Source organism: Arthrobacter sp. ISL-5 (assembly GCF_018613835.1).
Lineage (GTDB): Bacteria > Actinomycetota > Actinomycetes > Actinomycetales > Micrococcaceae > Arthrobacter.
On the sequence record NZ_JAGGPM010000032.1, the window covers coordinates 129,543 to 145,698 of the forward strand.

The window sequence follows — 16,156 nt, forward strand, 5'->3', positions numbered from 1 at the left end:
AGCGGCCACGGATCCGGGCAGCCGTTAGGCGCGGAAGCTAACGCGCCGTTGAGACTTCGGCGGGAGGAGTCTTGGCGTAGACGTTGCGGCTCACCGTGTATGCGTGCCGGTCCAGTTCCAGTGCCTGCTCGTTGACCTCCCGGAGTCCGGAGCTGGATAGCCTCTTGATCTTGACCAGGTCCATGACTTCCTGCTCGGTACCGCCCACCGCTGTCACCCGCACGAGTCCCGTGCCTGCCGAGTAGAACTTGTGCTGGTGGCCTGCGTCCGGCTCGAGCGGGTTGTATTCGTCGATCTCCAGCACATCGTTGTAGCAGCCCGTGGGAACGCATACCCGCTGATGTTTCTGGAAGACGTGGCCGCAGTCCAGGAAGTCAACCTTGGGCGCATATGCCTGGACGTAGTCCGGGGTACCGGTGCGGGGGCTTGCCTGCATGGCAATTCCCGCCTGGGCCTTGTCAATCCCGTGAATGAACGTGCTGGGTGCCCCCACGAACGTTCCGTTCTCGTACTCCTCCGGGTACTCCCCGAAGAGCCAGACCGTTCCGCTCCTGGTCTGGGCGAAGAAGGCCAGTTCGGATTCAACGAGCTCGCCGTCGGAGAAGTCCCTGTCCCACATGACCAGTGTCTTGACTCCGTCGATGACCTTGGTCAGCCCGGTCACAGTGTGGATCACGGTTCGTTTGGTGGTCTCGGCGCTCGAAACAGTACCGGTCGTGGTGAATTGCATGCCGGGCTTCAGCGGAAACCAGTCGTTGTCGATTTTTGGCGACGACTGGAAGTCCGAAGCATCGTAATCTATGGCGGATCCGGGTCTGCAGAGTTCATCGGAGGCGGGCGCCGCGGCCCCAGGGGCGGCAGACGCCACGGTGAACATGGCCAGAAACAGTATCAGGACTGAGCCCAAGGCTGCGATCCGAAGCCCCTCGGATCTTAAGGGTGGCGCCGCGAATGCGGTGGATCTTGCGCGGTGATGCAACGTATTACCAGCCGAAAGGTCCACGTCAGGCTCCTCAACCCTGAGACCTTTGCCAACCCCCAATAACTGTGTAATGAATGGTGACCCTCTGAAGGGCGTTTGGCAATGGGTAGGCCAGCGCCCCATCCGGTGTTCGTTTCACCATGATTCCCCCGGAGACGCTAAGGTAGGACTATGCGTGCGATCCTTCTGCTTAGCTAGCCGCCCGGTATCCCGGACAAATACGGATTACCGAGCGGCCGCCCCTCCATGTCGAGGGGCTTTTGTGTGTTCGGGACGCATTCCCGGCAGGCGGCAGGGGATCAGACCGTTATGACAGGACAGACGTCATGACAGAACAGAAGAGGGCAGCAGTGAGCGTTCAGCCGGAGACCGAAACCGGAACAACAGCAGGTGGAGCCGAGAGCCCCGAGGAGGGTGCCTACAGCTTCGCGGCGATGGAGGCCCGGTGGCCCCAGGTGTGGGAGGACCTCAAGGTCTTCACGCCGGCCGACGACGGTTCCCGCGAGCGCCGCTACGTGCTGGACATGTTCCCCTACCCGTCCGGCGACCTCCACATGGGCCACGCCGAGGCGTTTGCCATGGGCGACGTCGTGGCGCGGTACCTGCGCCAGCAGGGATACGACGTCCTGCACCCGATCGGGTGGGATTCCTTCGGCCTGCCGGCGGAGAACGCCGCGATCAAGCGCAACGCCCATCCGAGCGAGTGGACGTACGCCAACATCGAAACCCAGGCGGCGTCGTTCAAGCGCTACGCCATCTCTGCTGACTGGTCCCGCAGGCTGCACACGTCCGACCCGGAGTACTACCGCTGGACCCAGTGGCTCTTCAAGCGCTTCTACGAGCGCGGCCTCGCTTACCGCAAGGACTCACCGGTCAACTGGTGTCCCAAGGACCTGACCGTGCTGGCCAACGAGCAGGTGGTCAACGGCGCCTGCGAGCGCTGCGGCACGGCAGTGACCAAGAAGTCGCTGAACCAGTGGTATTTCAAGATCACCGACTACGCGGACCGGCTGCTCGACGACATGTCCGAGCTGCAGGGGCACTGGCCCGAGCGAGTGCTGGCGATGCAGCGAAACTGGATCGGCCGCTCGGAAGGCGCGCATGTTCGGTTCGTGATCGAGGCGTCCGACGGACGTGCCGAGCGCGAAGTCACCGTCTTCACCACGCGTCCCGATACCCTGTACGGGTCCACGTTCTTTGTCGTGGCCGCGGACGCGCACCTGGCACTGGACCTGGTCACCCCTGAACACCACGACGCACTCATGGCCTACCGTGAAAAGGTCAAGGCCCTTTCGGACATCGAACGCCAGTCCACCGAGCGCGAAAAGACCGGTGTGTTCACCGGCCGCTACGCCATCAATCCCCTCAACGGTGAAAAGCTGCCCGTCTGGGCGGCGGACTACGTCCTGGCCGACTACGGCACGGGCGCCATCATGGCCGTCCCCGCGCACGACCAGCGCGACCTCGACTTCGCCCAGGAGTTCGGCCTGCCTGTGCGCGCGGTGCTGAACACCGGCGAGGAGGATCCCGCCGTCTCCGGCAAGGCAACGGCGGGCGAGGGCACGCTGATCAACTCCGGTCCGCTCGACGGCCTGCCCAAGGCCGAGGCCATTCCGGCCGCCATCGAAATCCTCGGCCAGCAGGGCACCGGGGAGAAGTTCGTGAATTTCCGGCTGCGTGACTGGCTCCTGAGCCGCCAGCGCTTCTGGGGCACCCCGATCCCCATCATCCACTGTGCCGAGTGCGGCGAAGTGCCGGTACCCGACGAGCAGCTGCCGGTTACGCTGCCCGAGGACCTGCGCGGCGAGGCTCTGTCCCCGAGGGGCACCTCGCCGCTGGCCGCGGCCCTCGAATGGGTCAACGTCGACTGCCCGAACTGCGGACGCGCAGCCCAGCGGGACACGGACACCATGGACACCTTCGTGGACTCGTCCTGGTACTTCCTGCGCTTCGTCTCTCCGCACTACACCGACGGTCCGTTTGATCCCGCGAAGATCAACGAGTGGATGCCGGTCGGGCAGTATGTCGGCGGCGTAGAGCACGCCATCCTGCACCTGCTCTACGCCCGCTTCTTTACCAAGGTCATTCATGACATGGGCCTGCTGGCGGCGGACGAGCCTTTCAGCGCGCTGCTGAACCAGGGCCAGGTGCTCAACGGCGGCAAAGCCATGAGCAAGTCGCTGGGCAACGGCGTGGACCTGGGCGAACAGCTGGACAAGTTCGGCGTGGACGCAGTCCGGCTCACCATGATCTTTGCCTCCCCGCCGGAAGACGACGTCGACTGGGCGGATGTCTCGCCGTCGGGCTCCGCGAAGTTCCTGGCGCGGGCCTGGCGTCTGGCGCAGGACGTGACCAGCGAACCCGGCGTGGACTTCAGCACGGGCGACCGCGCCCTGCGGTCGGTCACGCACAGGACCATCGCGGACGCCGCGGAGCTGCTCAACAACAACAAGTTCAACGTTGTTGTGGCCAAGCTCATGGAGCTGGTCAACGCCACGCGCAAAACCATAGATGCAGCCGCCGGCGCCGGCGGTGCAGATCCGGCCGTGCGCGAGGCGGCTGAGGCTGTGTCCGTGATCCTGAGCCTGTTCGCTCCGTACACCGCCGAGGACATGTGGAACGTGCTGGGGCACCCTGCCTCGGTTGCCAACGCAGGCTGGCCCGCCCACGATGAGGCCCTGCTGGTGCAGGACACCATCACGGCCGTGGTTCAGGTCCAGGGCAAGGTGCGGGACAGGCTGGAGGTTTCACCGGCGATCTCCGAGGATGAGCTGCGCGAACTGGCGCTGGCTTCGGAAAACGTCCAGCGGGCCCTCGACGGCCGCGCCATCCGGACGGTCATTGTGCGTGCACCTAAACTGGTGAACATCGTCCCGGCCTAGCCGGGTTCCGGCCGCCGGAATCGCCGGCGGCCGGCCAGAACTGCAGGGGGTGTGCCGTGATCGACCGCGAACCGGCCGCCTGGCTGTGGTTGAAGGAACACCTCGTCCGTCTCCGCCAGGCCACCCGGCCGGGGCAGGCCCCGCCCACTGGCGAGCCCGCCGTCGTCGTCCGTACCGCAGTGGTGACCGACTCCGCGGCCGCGCTGCCCGCTGACTGGGTGAGGGCCTTCTCCATCAACGGCCGGCTGGCCGTCATCCCCATGCCTGTCATGGTGGGGGCGGAGATCTATGGCGAGGGCGAGGACGACATCGCCGGGACTATCGCCGTGGCGTTGGCCGCGGCCACACCGGTTAAGACGTCCCGGCCGTCGCCGGGGCAGTTCGAACAGGCGTACCGTGCGGCCGAACGCCACGGTTTCGAGTCAGTGGTGTCCATCCACATTTCCGGCGACCTGTCCGGCACGGCCGACGCCGCCCGCCTCGCGGCCGCGCGGGTCAGCATCCCTGTCGAGGTCCTGGACACCCGCACCGTGGGGATGGCCCAGGGGCTGGCGGTGCAGAGTGCCGTAGTGGCGGCGGCGGACGGCCGCAGCGCGGCCGAAGTGCGCAGGCTGGCTGAATCGCGCGCCGCCAAGACCAAGGTGTACTTCTACGTGCCCAGCCTAGAGCAGCTGCGCCGCGGCGGCCGGATCGGCGCGGCAGCCTCCCTGGTCGGGGCCATGTTTGCGATCAAGCCGATCCTGGCGGTCGACGGCGGCAAGATCGTTCCGCTGGAGAAGGTCCGTTCCGCCGCGAGAGCCGTTGCCCGGCTGGAGGAGATCGTGGTCGCGGACGCCGCTGCCAGGCCCAAGGGGGAGGCCAGGCTGGCCATCCACCACTTCGGCAACGAGGCGGAAGCGGAGCTCCTCGCCGCCCGGCTCGCGGCGGCGTTGCCGGACAGTCCGCCGGCCCAGATCAGTGCATTGCCGGCCGTGCTGGCCGCCCACGCCGGCCTTGGCGTCCTCGCCGTGATCGTGGGGGAGAGCAGCACGTCGCTGGCCGGTTCCCAAGGTGCCGACGACGCCGAACGGACGCAGGAAGAGGACCGGCCGGCAGAACCCGCTCCCTAGTTCGGAAGGCACTCGGCCGGGGCTGGCCGTGCCCGGCCGCTGGTAGTACAGTCTCCCCACCGATCAAGGAGGCTCCCATGGGAATGCAGGTCCACCACGTCGCCCAGTTCGACAAGGACGTCGCCGGCGAAGTCACCAAATGGCTGAAGTACCTCAAAGGCCAGGTGACACACGTTCAGTTCCTCACCACCACTGTTCCCGACCCCAAAGCTCCGGAGAAGTGGCGCGTGCAGTACGAGGCCTACATCACATATCAGCAGTAGCCGTACCTGGCCGCCGTACGCGGCAGCGCGCCAGCGGTGGCGCTATCCACATAGGGGCGGTACGCCCTTCATGCCCCGTTGCCGGTCTCCTACGGTGGTGGGTATGTCACGCCGGATCGCTGGAGCCGCAGCCAGCACCCCGTCGCGCGCCGGCGCAGGACGTCGATCGCCCGAGCGGCGTGCAGCAGACGGGCGTGCGGCGAGGCGGCTCGCGGCGACACTCGGGCCGCCGCCGGACGCTGAGGGCGGCCGTGCATCCGGCAGGGCCTCTCCCGGACTGCTGGGCGCGGGGGACCTCAACGGCTTCACCTACGGCAACGGGCCGGGATCCGGACCGGACCCGGGGCCTGCTGACGGCATGGCCGATGCCCGGCTCAGATGGCGGCTCGGCATCCGCGCTGCGGTACTGCTAGGGGTGGTGTCGTTGCTCGCCGCAGGCTGGTTCTGGTGGAGGGTCGCGACCGCCGGGCCGGAAGTCACCCCGCTGAGCGCCGTTACGAGCGATGCAGCCGAAACGGCCCCGGCGGATTCCCCGGGGGCGGGCGGCGACGGCTCCGCCGCGGCCGGCGACGGCCAGGCTGGAGACGCTGCCGGAACGGTGGTGGTGCACGTGGCCGGTGCGGTCAAGAAGGCCGGCATAGTGGAGCTTCCCCGGAACAGCCGCGTCCACCAGGCCATCGCGGCAGCAGGGGGCGCCACTCCGGCGGCTGACCTGAACCGGCTCAATCTCGCGTCCGTGCTGGAGGACGGCCAGAAAATCTACGTGCCCGGCCGCGGTGAGGCCGCCCCGCCCGAGGCGCCGGCGGACGCGCTGCCGGGAGCCGGCGCCGGCCCGGGCTCATCGGGGGATGTCGGCGGTGGCGGCGGCTCCGCTCCCGGGGGCAAAGTGAATCTGAACACCGCCGGCGCCGAAGAACTCGCGGAGCTGCCGAAGGTCGGCCCGGTGCTGGCCCAGCGGATCGTCGACTGGCGCACGGAGCACGGCCCGTTCAAGACCGCCGAGGAAGTTGACGCCGTGGACGGCGTGGGACCCAAAATGCTCGAAACACTGCTGCCGCTGGTGACGGTCTGAGATGGACGGCAATCGTGAAAGAACCAGAAGCCGGTGGCACAGATACGTCGAGGCAGCCGTAAATCCGGAAGCCGCCGGCCGGGCTTCGGTCCGCCCGCCCTCAGCCCGCGACACAGCCGCTCCGATCGGTCCCGACAGAAGGACGCAGGCGACATTCCCGGTACCAGTCAAGGCCGCCGCTGCAGGCCACGCGGGAACAGCGGTCCGGCACGGACTTCGCGAAAAGATCCGGCAGCGGCTTGTCCCCGATGCGCCCAACACGGATGCCGCCGACCAGCTGCGGCGGCGGGTTGACCTCCGTCTGGCGCCGGCGGCACTGCTCGTGTGGGCCGCGACGGTCGCCGGCCCATGGCTCACGCCTGTAGGGCTGCTGGGCGTGTGCTGCGGGTGTGCCGCCGGGGCAGGGCTGCTCCTCCTGCTATTCCAGCGGCGGCGCAGCGGCCTTGGCCGCCTCCCACGGAGCTTTCTAATGACCCTTGCGGCAGCCATGGTGCTTGCCGCTGCCGCTGCTGCCCATTCCGCGGTGTCAGCCGCGCAAAGGCATGACGGTCCCGTGGCAGGGGCCATCGCCGCACACGCGTCCGTCGTGGCGGAGGTGGAAATCACCGGCGCCCCCCGAGCGCTCAAAGCGCCCGGCAGTTCGTCCCTGGCACAACGCTGGGCGGTGACGGCCATGGTCAAGACGCTGAATACCGGCGGCCGGCTGCTCCGTGCGGAGGCCGCCGTCCTCATCATGGGCGGACAGGACTGGGAGCATGCGGTCTTGGGACAGCTGGTGCGCGCCACGGGCAAGCTGCGGCCTCCTGATCCCGGCGACGTTGAGGCCGGAATCCTCACCGCGTCCTCGCCCCCGGTGACCCTCGAGGCGGCCGCACCCTGGCAGCAGCAGCCTGCCGCCCTGGGCCGGCAGTTCGCGGAGGCGGCCGGCTGGCTGGATGCTGATGCCCGCGGGCTCCTGCCGGGCATGGTGACAGGAGACACCAGTGGCCTGGATGAACAACTCGAGGCCGCCATGAAGACCGTGGGCCTGACCCACCTGACGGCGGTCAGCGGCGCCAACTGCAGCCTGATCCTTGGGGTCCTGCTGCTGGCCGCCCGCAGCCTGCGCCTGGCCAGGCTGCCGGCTGCCGCATGCGCCTTGGCCGGACTCGGGATGTTCGTGCTGATGGTGGGCCCGGACGCCAGTGTCCTGAGGGCTTCGCTGATGGGTGCCATCGCGCTGGCATCACTGGCGGGCGGACGAGCCGGCAGGGGGCTGAGCTTTCTGTGCCTGGCGGTCATCGCCCTGCTGCTTAGTGATCCTGCCTTGGGTACCAGTTTCGGGTTCCTGCTGTCTGTCTTGGCCACGTTGGGGATCATCGTGCTGGGACGGCGCATCATGGACTGGGTTCCACCTGCCGTGCCGCGCTGGGCGGCCGCGGGTATGGCCGTGCCCCTGTCCGCCCAGCTGCTGTGCGGACCGGTCATCGTGGTGCTGCAGCCTCAGTTCGCCACGTACTCGTTGCTGGCCAACATGTTCGTGGCCCCGCTGGTGGCGCCGGTCACCATCCTGGGGACGGCTGCCGTGCCGTTGGTGCCGCTCCTGCCGTGGCTGGCCACCGCACTGATCGGCGTGGCTGGCCTTTTCGCGGCCGGGGTGGCCGGTATCGCCAGGTTCATGGCTGGCCTGCCGGGCGCGGCGCCGCCCTGGCCCGAGGGTCCGTTCGGATTGCTCACCATGGTGCTGTTCTCCGTTCTGACCGCTCTGGCAGTCTGGGCGGCGGCCCATCCTGCCGGAACCATCCGTCTCGTGCTGGCGGCCCACTTCAAGACGGCCTGTGTGCTTGACTGGACACTGGAAGGAAAGTCCATGCGGCCCGGCCCTTCCCGCAGGGTTCCTGTTAGGAACCGGACCGAACCTTGGAGTGGCCGCCGATCATCGCCGCGGTGGTTCTGTCTCAGAACCGTCCGTCGTAGCTGTCCCGAAGGCCCTGTGCGGTGAACCTCCAGCCTTCGACGAGTTCGTTCAGGTCGCTCTCCGGAGTTGCCCTGCCAAGCTGACCGGCCAGCTCCATCTCAGCTTCCATGAACGCGGCCATCCTGTCCGCGTAGTCGATCAGAGCCCGGATCTTATCCGGTTCGAGCTCAGGCGGTTCAGGCGGCTGCATCTCGATCATGCCGGCCATTCTGTCAGATGCACTCTTGAGAACAGCGTTTAGCCGGAGACTGCGCGTTGCGGACCGCGGGCGCCGGCGTCGCCCGGCCGTCCCTGAAGGAACCCTGAACGGTCGCTGAAGGACTGCCTCAATTCTTGGGGCTAATGATCGATACATCTCCGCTCTTCAAGCCACGCCGAAGGCAGTCTGCAATCCGGTCAGCGTCTTCTTTTTTCGCCGCTTCGCGAAGTTTGATGCTCAAGTGCGTGGATGGCAGATTTGCACTTTCAATCGACTCTTCGATAATTGGGTCTTTCAAGCATGGGTCGATCACGCCGCTCCGCGGGCCGGACACGCCAACGATCCAGCGGTCGGATGTGCCGGAAGTGAGGTCTGCATCGCCAGGGTTCACTGCGCAACTTCCTAAGGCAAGGGGAAGAACACTCATACCGATGATCCACTGGTATTTCGCCCTCTTGGCCCTTCCCTGAGCTCGCAGCATGGCCTGAGCATACTCCCGAAGATCGAAAGATTCCGCGAGGGAAGGTCATCTTGAGCTACTGGGCTTGAGCCATATACCTGCTGGGCCAGCATCTCATGCCCGCCTTATGGGAGGAACGCTCTGCGGACGTGCTGCCATACGCCCCGTTCATCATCTTCGTCGTGGCCAAAGACGGGCCGACGGCCCGTAACTGCTTCTGCAACGTCAAACCACCGGGGCTCGTTTCGGGACCAAGTCTTTTGGCAGACGATGCTTGTCCGACGGGAGCCGTCTGTGAGGGTGAATCCCAGCCCCCATTCCGTAGGGCGCACTTCACTAACCTGTTCACGATGAAAAGTGTGCTTGCGAAATGGTCCCTGCAGCACGAGCCGGCCATCAGCACGCAATTCTATGTTAGGGCGGAAACTCATCAGAACAACGAGCAAAGCGAGCGCACCGATCGAGGTCCAGCCTAGGGGGATCTCAGAAGCAGGCATTTCGCCGCGATCAACGAAATAGATGGTCGAAAATTGCTGTGACAAGAGGATCAGAACGGCAGCAATGCCCACGAGTCGAATCCACCAGCGCACCTTCCAGCGCTGCCGTTTCTCCATTCTTGTCCTTCCTCCGCCCACAGGCACGCATCCATCTGCATGAGTTCCAGCTCCTGTCGCGTCCCTTCGAAAATCTTAGGTTCCTATTCCTGCCTAGCGGTCGGCACCCGGGCCGCTGCAACGAGCTGCCGCCGGCCGAGCTAATCGGAAATGCGTTGACACCGGACTATCGAAGGGGCCGAATGGGAACGTCTGACGGGACATAGCCTGCTAGTCGGGGGGCCGATAGTGCGCCCTGGGCGCCCTACGCTGGTTTGATGACCAAAGGTGCCGGGGGAAACCCAGAACGGTCTACTTGATGGAGATGGTCGAATCCATCTATCAACCCAGTGGTCATCTGAGGCAGGCACGTCTGAAGGCGCTCACAGAGTCCCAACTAGGTTGGCGCAGACGTGAGCTCACCCTCGTCTCACGGTTTCTGCACTCGCTCCACTCCAACGGGTCCACCCTCCGGACCGCGACTCAAGCCCACCTTGGGGCCTGGTTCGCTGCGGGGACCAAGGACCAGACACGAATACGCCCGTTTCTCCAATGGTGCCAGGACAATGCCATCACCCAAATCGTGCACCTCCCGGCCCTGCCCATCTCATCGTTGCCAAAGACCGCGATGGCCGGCGCCCTGCGGCTCGAATCGTACTGCCGGGATCTGGAGACGGGACTAGAGCACGGCCACGGCCCCGAGGTAACGGCTGTAAAAGCTGTCTTGTTCTCCAACATCCGCCAGGTATTCCCGGAAGCTTCCCGGCGCGGACACCTCCCACCCAAATCCCAGGATTCCCACTCCTGTTGATCATGCAGCGGCCTGCCGCCAGGGACAAGGAAAAGGGAGGCCGCGTTGCTTGCCGGTCTCCCCTCTTTCCCTAGCGGAGGAAACCTCCACTGTATGTCCGGTTTGATCGGGCGGCTAGGTCCCAGGCAGTCCCACCGCAGCTCAGGGAGCATCTCCATGAACCCAAAGGCAGGTTGCCTGCCTGTTGCCTCTGCACGGTAACGGTCGCTATTGACAGTGGCCGCGAAGAGCCTCAAGGAACCGCCCAGCCTAGCCTTAGAACAGGCCGACGGCGGAGGATCCAATGGTTCCCCCCATGCCATGTGGGCATCCAGTCCGCCGCCGGTCTTATTTGCCTCAACTGCCCCGGCTCTTGTGCCCACAGAAGGGGAACCGTAGCTTTGGGACCAGCGGGAGACAGCTTCCGCGCCGCCGGCTTGGCAAAGCCGCGGTGAGATGAAGAGTTTCAGGAGCAGCGGGCATGGCAACAGGCACAGTGAAATGGTTCAACTCCGAAAAGGGCTTCGGCTTCATAGCCCCTGATGACGGGTCCGCAGATGTCTTCGCCCATTACTCCGCGATCGCTTCCAGCGGTTACCGCTCCCTCGAAGAGAACCAGAAGGTTCAGTTCGAGGTGGTCCAGGGTCCGAAGGGCCCCCAGGCGGAGAACATCCACCCGCTGTAGGGGTGTAATTTCCGTTAGCTTGGGACGTCCTGTCATGTCTTGATGGGGACGTAACCGATGACCAGCGTGCCCAGATGCGCGGCTGCGCTCATGTCGAGCATGGTGTCGGTGATGACCAGGTTGTCCCCGGCGATCAGCAGGGCGCTGCCTTTGCCTGCCGCCTCCAGCCACTGGGCATCGTCAGGATTCTTCAGGTTCAGCTGTTCCGAATAGATCGTTTCCCCGCCGACGGTCACGGTGAGGACCGCCCCGGTCACTGCCACGCAGCAGCCGTCCTCCACCTCCACCTCCGCGGCCTGTTGCAGGATGTCGGTGTACTCCGGGCTCATGGCCAGCTGAAAGCCGTGGGAAAGCAGGATCGACACTAGCGCGGAGGTCAGTTCGCCGTCGCGTTCACGGAAGGAGACGACCGGGGTCAGTGTGTACGCCAGCGCCGCAACGACGGTCCCGGGGCTGCCGGGGAGGGGCTCCTGGGTCAGGACCATCCGGGCGGCACGGGGCGTCAGATCAGCCGGCTTCCAGGGTGCCCTACCGACGGTGAGGCCGGGTTCGCTGCACTGCCGGTGGAAGACATAGTCGGTGAACGTGACGTATTCGGTTCCGTCCGGCGCGGTGCTTTCGATGATATCCACACTCAAGGACAGTGGTTCGTCGGGCTGCAGCCGCCGGTAGCAGGCAGCGCAGGTCGTCGCGATGGCTGCCGCGGTGATCACGTAGTGCGTTGTGTCCCGGCCCTTGAAGGATGCCAGATCCTCGTCCCAGGCGACATTGCGTGTGACAGGCATCCAGCGATTCTACCCGTCGGTAACTGCGACAGCAGCTGAAAGGGCTGAAACTGCCAGGGGTACGCTTCCCCTGCCCAAACGCGTCAGCTAGTCCCAACCTCAGTGGATGTCGTTAGGCGCGCTTATCCTGGCGGTGTGCGGTCAGGGGGCCTACGGGGCAGAGCCGATTCACTACCTCGGTGAGTTGCCGGGTGTGGAAGGGCTTTGTCAGGTACGCCGCTGCTCCGGAGGCCATGCCGGCCATTTCGTCGTCAACCTCTGCCCGGGCGGTGATAAACAGCATCGGCGCCTCGGACCTTGCCCGGATATGCCGGGCGACGTCCAGCCCGTCCATGTCCGGTAAATTCAACATCGAACCCCATCCGCGTCAGGATCAGCGTGAGCAAATCCCGAATATCCTGGTCATCCTCGATGACCAGGCAAAGCCCGCGTGAACCCAACGTGCCCCCCGGCCTGTAGTAGGTGCTGCATAGTCTAGGGCGGTACCCTCAAGCCCCTTGATCGCCGCCCTGTCCTTCTTGGATCGTCAGGTACCCTGAGCACACGCCGGGACCGACCACGTCCCTGCGGGCTCACTGAGAAAGGCATCATCAATGAAGATGAAAATCAAGGACCACTGGGACCGACTCAGCCCCGCAACGCAGCGGTGGCTCACCAACAACCCCGGATGCCTGATTCTGCCACGCACCATGACGGAAGAGATCTGCCGGGAAACCGGCGTCAGGGTTGACTGTGACGAGCACGGCCAGGCAATGCTCTCCCAGGAGGACCTGGATTTCATCCAGGCCAAGGCGGAAGAAACCCAAACAGCCCCGCCGGAGCACCGGTTCTTCGACGCAACCCAGCCTGGAGAAAACACGTAGAGCCGACACCGCCCCCTTCCCGGTTTGCGCCGCGAGGTGAAGCTGGCGGATGCCAACCAGCCGAACAGTGAAGGCAGTGAAGGCGGGTGACGGTTGTTGCGGCGCGGGAGTCGGCCGGCGGCCCCCGGCGTAGTCTGGTGCTGGCAGCCATCGGTTCGGAGGAGATGACCATGATCGGATTGAACAAGACTTCCCATGATGTTCAGCACGGCGCGGCGGGCCGGACCAGACACGCAGCCCAGGTCCCTCCGCCCCAGGTGGACGCCGCTGTGGGCTGGGCGCTGTCCCGGCTTGAGGACGCCAATATGCCCGAGGTGGTCCACGCAGTTGTCCTCACTCTGACAGGGAATCAGAAGGCCGCGAAACAGGCACGGAAGGCTGCCGAACAGGCGATCCACCGCGCGGAGCGGAAACTCAGGCCCACCCGCCCCGGCCACGGCAAGGCATGGCTGGCCGCAGGCCTTCTCGTTGCGGCCGTGGCCGCAATAGTACTTGCCTGGCGGGGTCTAACCGGAAGCGGAGAGCCCGAAGCAGCCCAGGCCGGGGACCTTCCCACGGACGCCATCTGACAACAACCCCGGTGAATACCAGGAACGGACTCCACTCTCCACTTTTGACCTCATCCGGCCCTCCCGCACGTTGATTCCAATCTGGTGGAATCACCGGTGAAGGTGGGTACCGATCACGCCGGGCGGATTCCAGCCCGCCCGCCGGCACAGATCGGACTGTCACAGGCAGGCCTGCGCGGCCTGCGGCCAGGGGCAAGGAAAAGGGAGGCCTCTCCCCTTTTTTCCTAGCGGAGGAAACCTCCACTGTATGTCCGGTTTGATCGGGCGGCTAGGTCCCAGGCAGGCCCACCGGGACCCACCCACGGACGGGGTCCACAGACAACGGCACGGTCTTTGTTCCGGGTTTTCATAGGGTCCACTGGTGACACTGGGGGTGGCCGGCGATGGCCGGCCATACACCGGCCCGCCCTCCTCGGCCCGCCACGCACTCGGAATGCCGGTCGCCGTCATTTTCCACCCGGCACAGCTCAGCCATAAGGAGTGACCATGCGCAAAACTTTGCTCATCATCAGCACGCTCTTGTTCCTCGACACGATCGTCCAGCTCTACCTCGCAGCGTTCGGCACCTTTAGCGGGGAGCTCATCGGAGAGGAGGCGTTCACGCCGCATATGATCAACGGACAGCTCGTCATGCGGTCCCTCGCTCTTCTCGCGATTCTCTTCGCTGCCCTCGCGAGGTCCGGGAAGTCGACGGTTTGGCTCACCGTTGGCATCTTCCTCCTGACCTGGGTGCAGCTGCTCGTCTTCATCGTCGGGAGCATCCTGACCGGCTCAAGTCAGGAAAACCCCAACCTGCCCGGCGCCTGGACCGTCTCCCTCCACGCGGTCAGCGGGCTGCTGATCATCTTCGCCACGTACTGGCTGATGCTCCGCGCGCGGCGCCTGGACCGAACCGGGATTGTCTTAAAATCAACGAAGGAGGAGTCCCTCCCCGCATCCTCCTGATCGCAAGAAACACTGGCGATGCCTGCGTCAGCCGTTCTCGGCGTCGACCTGATCCTTGCCGCCTTGTGTGCGGCGGTGTGGATTGGCGGGCTCGTTGCGTGCGTCATGCAGGCACAGACCACGGCTCCCACGTGGCTGCCGGCGTGGGTTCCCACCGCGTGTGCCGGGCTGGGCCTGCTCCTTGCTGCCAGCCGCCTGGCGGTCCTCCTCACGGGCAAGCCGGATCTCGTCGGCGACCGGATTCTCGGCTGTCTCGTCTTCACCATCCCTGGCGCGGCGGTGGGCGCCTTGTCTCAGGTACTCGCTAGGCGCGCCGGCGCCCCCGTCCTTCCCGGGCTGACCGCAGCAGCAGCGTTCACGACGGCGGGGCTCCTCGCCGTCGTCACGTTTGGGACCCCGGCGGGCTGGCTTCCGCTCGCCGTCTTGGCTGTGCTGGCCGTCCTCGGAACTGTCGCCGGGACCCTCGGGATCAGGCATGGCTGGCGGAACCGGGGCGCGATCGCGGCCGGTTCCCTGGGAGCGGCTGTGCTTGTGGGAGCACTCGCGGTCTCGTGGATGGACAGCCGCGCCGCGCCGCCGTCGTCGTTCCATGCGGCAGGCCACCACGCTGGGACAAGCAACAGCCCAGGGATCACCCGTGGCGTCGATACCCTGCGAGGCCCTGCAGAGGTCGGGCCGGTCCGCTCCTATGCCCTCCACGCTCGCAGCGAACGCGTCACGCTCGACGACGGCACCAGCGTCGACGCGCTGACGTTCGGCTCCCTGCCCGGCCCCGAGCTGCGGGCCACCCAGGGCGAGACCATCCGGGTGACCCTCGTGAACGACAACATTCCAGACGGTGTCACACTCCACTGGCACGGCTACGACGTGCCCAATGCCATGGACGGCGTCCCGGGCGTCACCCAGGACGCGCTCATGCCGGGCCAAAGTTTCACCTATGAATTCCCGGCGGCGCAGTCCGGAACATATTGGTATCACACCCACCAAAACGCCTCCGTGGACGAGCCCAAGGGCCTCTACGGGGCGCTCATCGTGGACCCTGCCGCGGGACCGCCGTACGGTGTCCTGGACCTCACCGTCCCCGTGCACACCCTCGGGGGCGCGACACTCTTCGGGAGCCACGCAGCGGTCTGGACACAGCAGGCGCCGCCCGGAACGCACGTGAGGCTCCGCATCATCAACACCGACCAACTCACCCAACGCTTCAGCATCGCCGGTGTGCCCTTCAGGCTTACGGCCGTCGACGGCCGCGACTTGGCGCCGGGCGAGGACCCGGCGGACGGGGAACTGACCGGGACCGTCCTGCCGCTCGCCGCCGGAGGCCGCTATGACCTCGAGCTCATCATGCCCGACCTTCCGGTACACCTCGCCCTCGACGGCGCCCGCGTGGGGGGGCTCTCACTCATGCCGGGGGCAATGCCATCGGCAGCCCCGTCTCCGCGCTTTATCGCCGGCCCCGAGCTGGATCTGGCCACCTACGGGGCGGCCCCTGCCGCCATGCCCTCCCCGAGTACCGAGCAATCCGCCACATTTGTGCTTGACCACCTCGTCCGCTTTGTCGATGGAGTGCCTCGCTTCGCGTTCACTGTTAACGGGGCGGTGTACCCCAACATCCCGGCACTTGTGGTTCATGAGGGGGAGAGGATCGTGATCACAATAGTCAATCGGAGCGAGGAAACACACCCTATGCATCCTCACGGTCATCACGTACGCATCCTCTCGATCGACGGCCAGCCGGTCAAGGCGGATCTTCACATGGATAGCATTGAAGTCAGGCCCGGGCAGGTATGGACGATGTTGCTGACAGCAGACAATCCCGGCATCTGGATGGACCATTGCCACAATCTCGCCCACGCCAGGGACGGCATGATGTTCCACCTCGCGTACGACGGCATCTCGACGCCTTACACCCACGACGGTGCATCCCAGAACCACACTGAATAGTGGCAGCGGGTCCGAAAGGACAGCACCCCGCCGACACCGGAATTTTTCAAGCTGAACG

At 65.7% G+C, this 16,156-nt stretch carries 16 protein-coding genes; 10 read left to right on the top strand and 6 right to left on the bottom strand.

All coding sequences use genetic code 11. The features are described from left to right. Positions 1–37: 37 nt before the first annotated feature. Positions 38–907 (bottom strand): hypothetical protein, encoded by an 870-nt coding sequence (locus J7I89_RS18235; protein WP_251045517.1) that lies wholly within the window; start codon positions 905–907, stop codon positions 38–40. A gap of 425 nt (positions 908–1,332) precedes the next feature. Here J7I89_RS18235 and leuS point away from each other — a divergent pair, with 425 nt between their 5' ends. The 5 genes from leuS to J7I89_RS18260 all read left to right on the top strand — a co-directional run bounded on the left by leuS (position 1,333) and on the right by J7I89_RS18260 (position 8,289). After that, positions 1,333–3,864, top strand: coding sequence for a leucine--tRNA ligase (leuS, locus tag J7I89_RS18240; RefSeq protein ID WP_214973254.1), 2,532 nt, complete (start codon positions 1,333–1,335; stop codon positions 3,862–3,864). 56 nt (positions 3,865–3,920) lie between these two features. Continuing rightward, complete coding sequence (locus J7I89_RS18245) at positions 3,921–4,973, top strand: DegV family protein (protein WP_308159961.1); 1,053 nt, start codon at positions 3,921–3,923, stop codon at positions 4,971–4,973. Between the two features lie 77 nt (positions 4,974–5,050). Next, entirely contained in the window at positions 5,051–5,236 is a 186-nt protein-coding gene (locus J7I89_RS18250) for a hypothetical protein (protein ID WP_104138436.1), read from the top strand. A 103-nt stretch (positions 5,237–5,339) separates the two neighbouring features. After that, positions 5,340–6,308: a helix-hairpin-helix domain-containing protein gene (locus J7I89_RS18255; protein WP_214973221.1), complete on the top strand. Its 969-nt coding sequence runs from the start codon at positions 5,340–5,342 to the stop codon at positions 6,306–6,308. Between the two features lie 469 nt (positions 6,309–6,777). Continuing rightward, the gene (locus tag J7I89_RS18260; RefSeq protein ID WP_251045519.1) at positions 6,778–8,289 is read left to right on the top strand and encodes a ComEC/Rec2 family competence protein; all 1,512 of its coding nucleotides are present in this window, start codon (positions 6,778–6,780) and stop codon (positions 8,287–8,289) included. Here J7I89_RS18260 and J7I89_RS18265 read toward each other — a convergent pair. From J7I89_RS18265 to J7I89_RS18275, 3 genes are all read right to left on the bottom strand, one after another. Then, on the bottom strand, positions 8,246–8,464 hold the full coding sequence (locus J7I89_RS18265) for a hypothetical protein (protein WP_214973223.1): 219 nt from the start codon (positions 8,462–8,464) through the stop codon (positions 8,246–8,248). The two genes, J7I89_RS18260 and J7I89_RS18265, sit on opposite strands and share 44 nt — an antisense overlap. 127 nt (positions 8,465–8,591) lie before the next feature. After that, complete coding sequence (locus tag J7I89_RS18270) at positions 8,592–8,855, bottom strand: hypothetical protein (protein WP_214973225.1); 264 nt, start codon at positions 8,853–8,855, stop codon at positions 8,592–8,594. Positions 8,856–9,049: 194 nt separating this feature from the next. Continuing rightward, positions 9,050–9,538, bottom strand: coding sequence for a hypothetical protein (locus tag J7I89_RS18275; protein WP_214973227.1), 489 nt, complete (start codon positions 9,536–9,538; stop codon positions 9,050–9,052). Positions 9,539–10,788: 1,250 nt separating this feature from the next. Between J7I89_RS18275 and J7I89_RS18280 the strand changes: the two genes are divergently transcribed. Then, positions 10,789–10,992 (top strand): cold-shock protein, encoded by a 204-nt coding sequence (locus J7I89_RS18280; protein ID WP_214973229.1) that lies wholly within the window; start codon positions 10,789–10,791, stop codon positions 10,990–10,992. Between the two features lie 32 nt (positions 10,993–11,024). Here the strand turns inward: J7I89_RS18280 and J7I89_RS18285 are convergent, their stop codons facing one another. Both J7I89_RS18285 and J7I89_RS18290 read right to left on the bottom strand, forming a co-directional pair. Then, complete coding sequence (locus J7I89_RS18285) at positions 11,025–11,777, bottom strand: hypothetical protein (RefSeq protein WP_214973231.1); 753 nt, start codon at positions 11,775–11,777, stop codon at positions 11,025–11,027. 112 nt (positions 11,778–11,889) lie between these two features. After that, positions 11,890–12,129, bottom strand: a complete 240-nt coding sequence (locus J7I89_RS18290) for a response regulator (protein WP_251045520.1) — start codon at positions 12,127–12,129, stop codon at positions 11,890–11,892. A 241-nt stretch (positions 12,130–12,370) separates the two neighbouring features. Between J7I89_RS18290 and J7I89_RS18295 the strand changes: the two genes are divergently transcribed. The 4 genes from J7I89_RS18295 (at position 12,371) to J7I89_RS18310 (ending at position 16,098) form a co-directional block, all read left to right on the top strand. After that, positions 12,371–12,640, top strand: a complete 270-nt coding sequence (locus J7I89_RS18295) for a hypothetical protein (protein ID WP_251045521.1) — start codon at positions 12,371–12,373, stop codon at positions 12,638–12,640. A gap of 86 nt (positions 12,641–12,726) precedes the next feature. Further along, positions 12,727–13,209: a hypothetical protein gene (locus J7I89_RS18300; protein WP_308159962.1), complete on the top strand. Its 483-nt coding sequence runs from the start codon at positions 12,727–12,729 to the stop codon at positions 13,207–13,209. A 486-nt stretch (positions 13,210–13,695) separates the two neighbouring features. Beyond that, positions 13,696–14,154 (top strand): DUF6220 domain-containing protein, encoded by a 459-nt coding sequence (locus J7I89_RS18305; RefSeq protein WP_214973233.1) that lies wholly within the window; start codon positions 13,696–13,698, stop codon positions 14,152–14,154. Positions 14,155–14,172: 18 nt separating this feature from the next. After that, positions 14,173–16,098: a multicopper oxidase family protein gene (locus J7I89_RS18310; RefSeq protein WP_214973235.1), complete on the top strand. Its 1,926-nt coding sequence runs from the start codon at positions 14,173–14,175 to the stop codon at positions 16,096–16,098. Positions 16,099–16,156 lie beyond the last annotated feature (58 nt).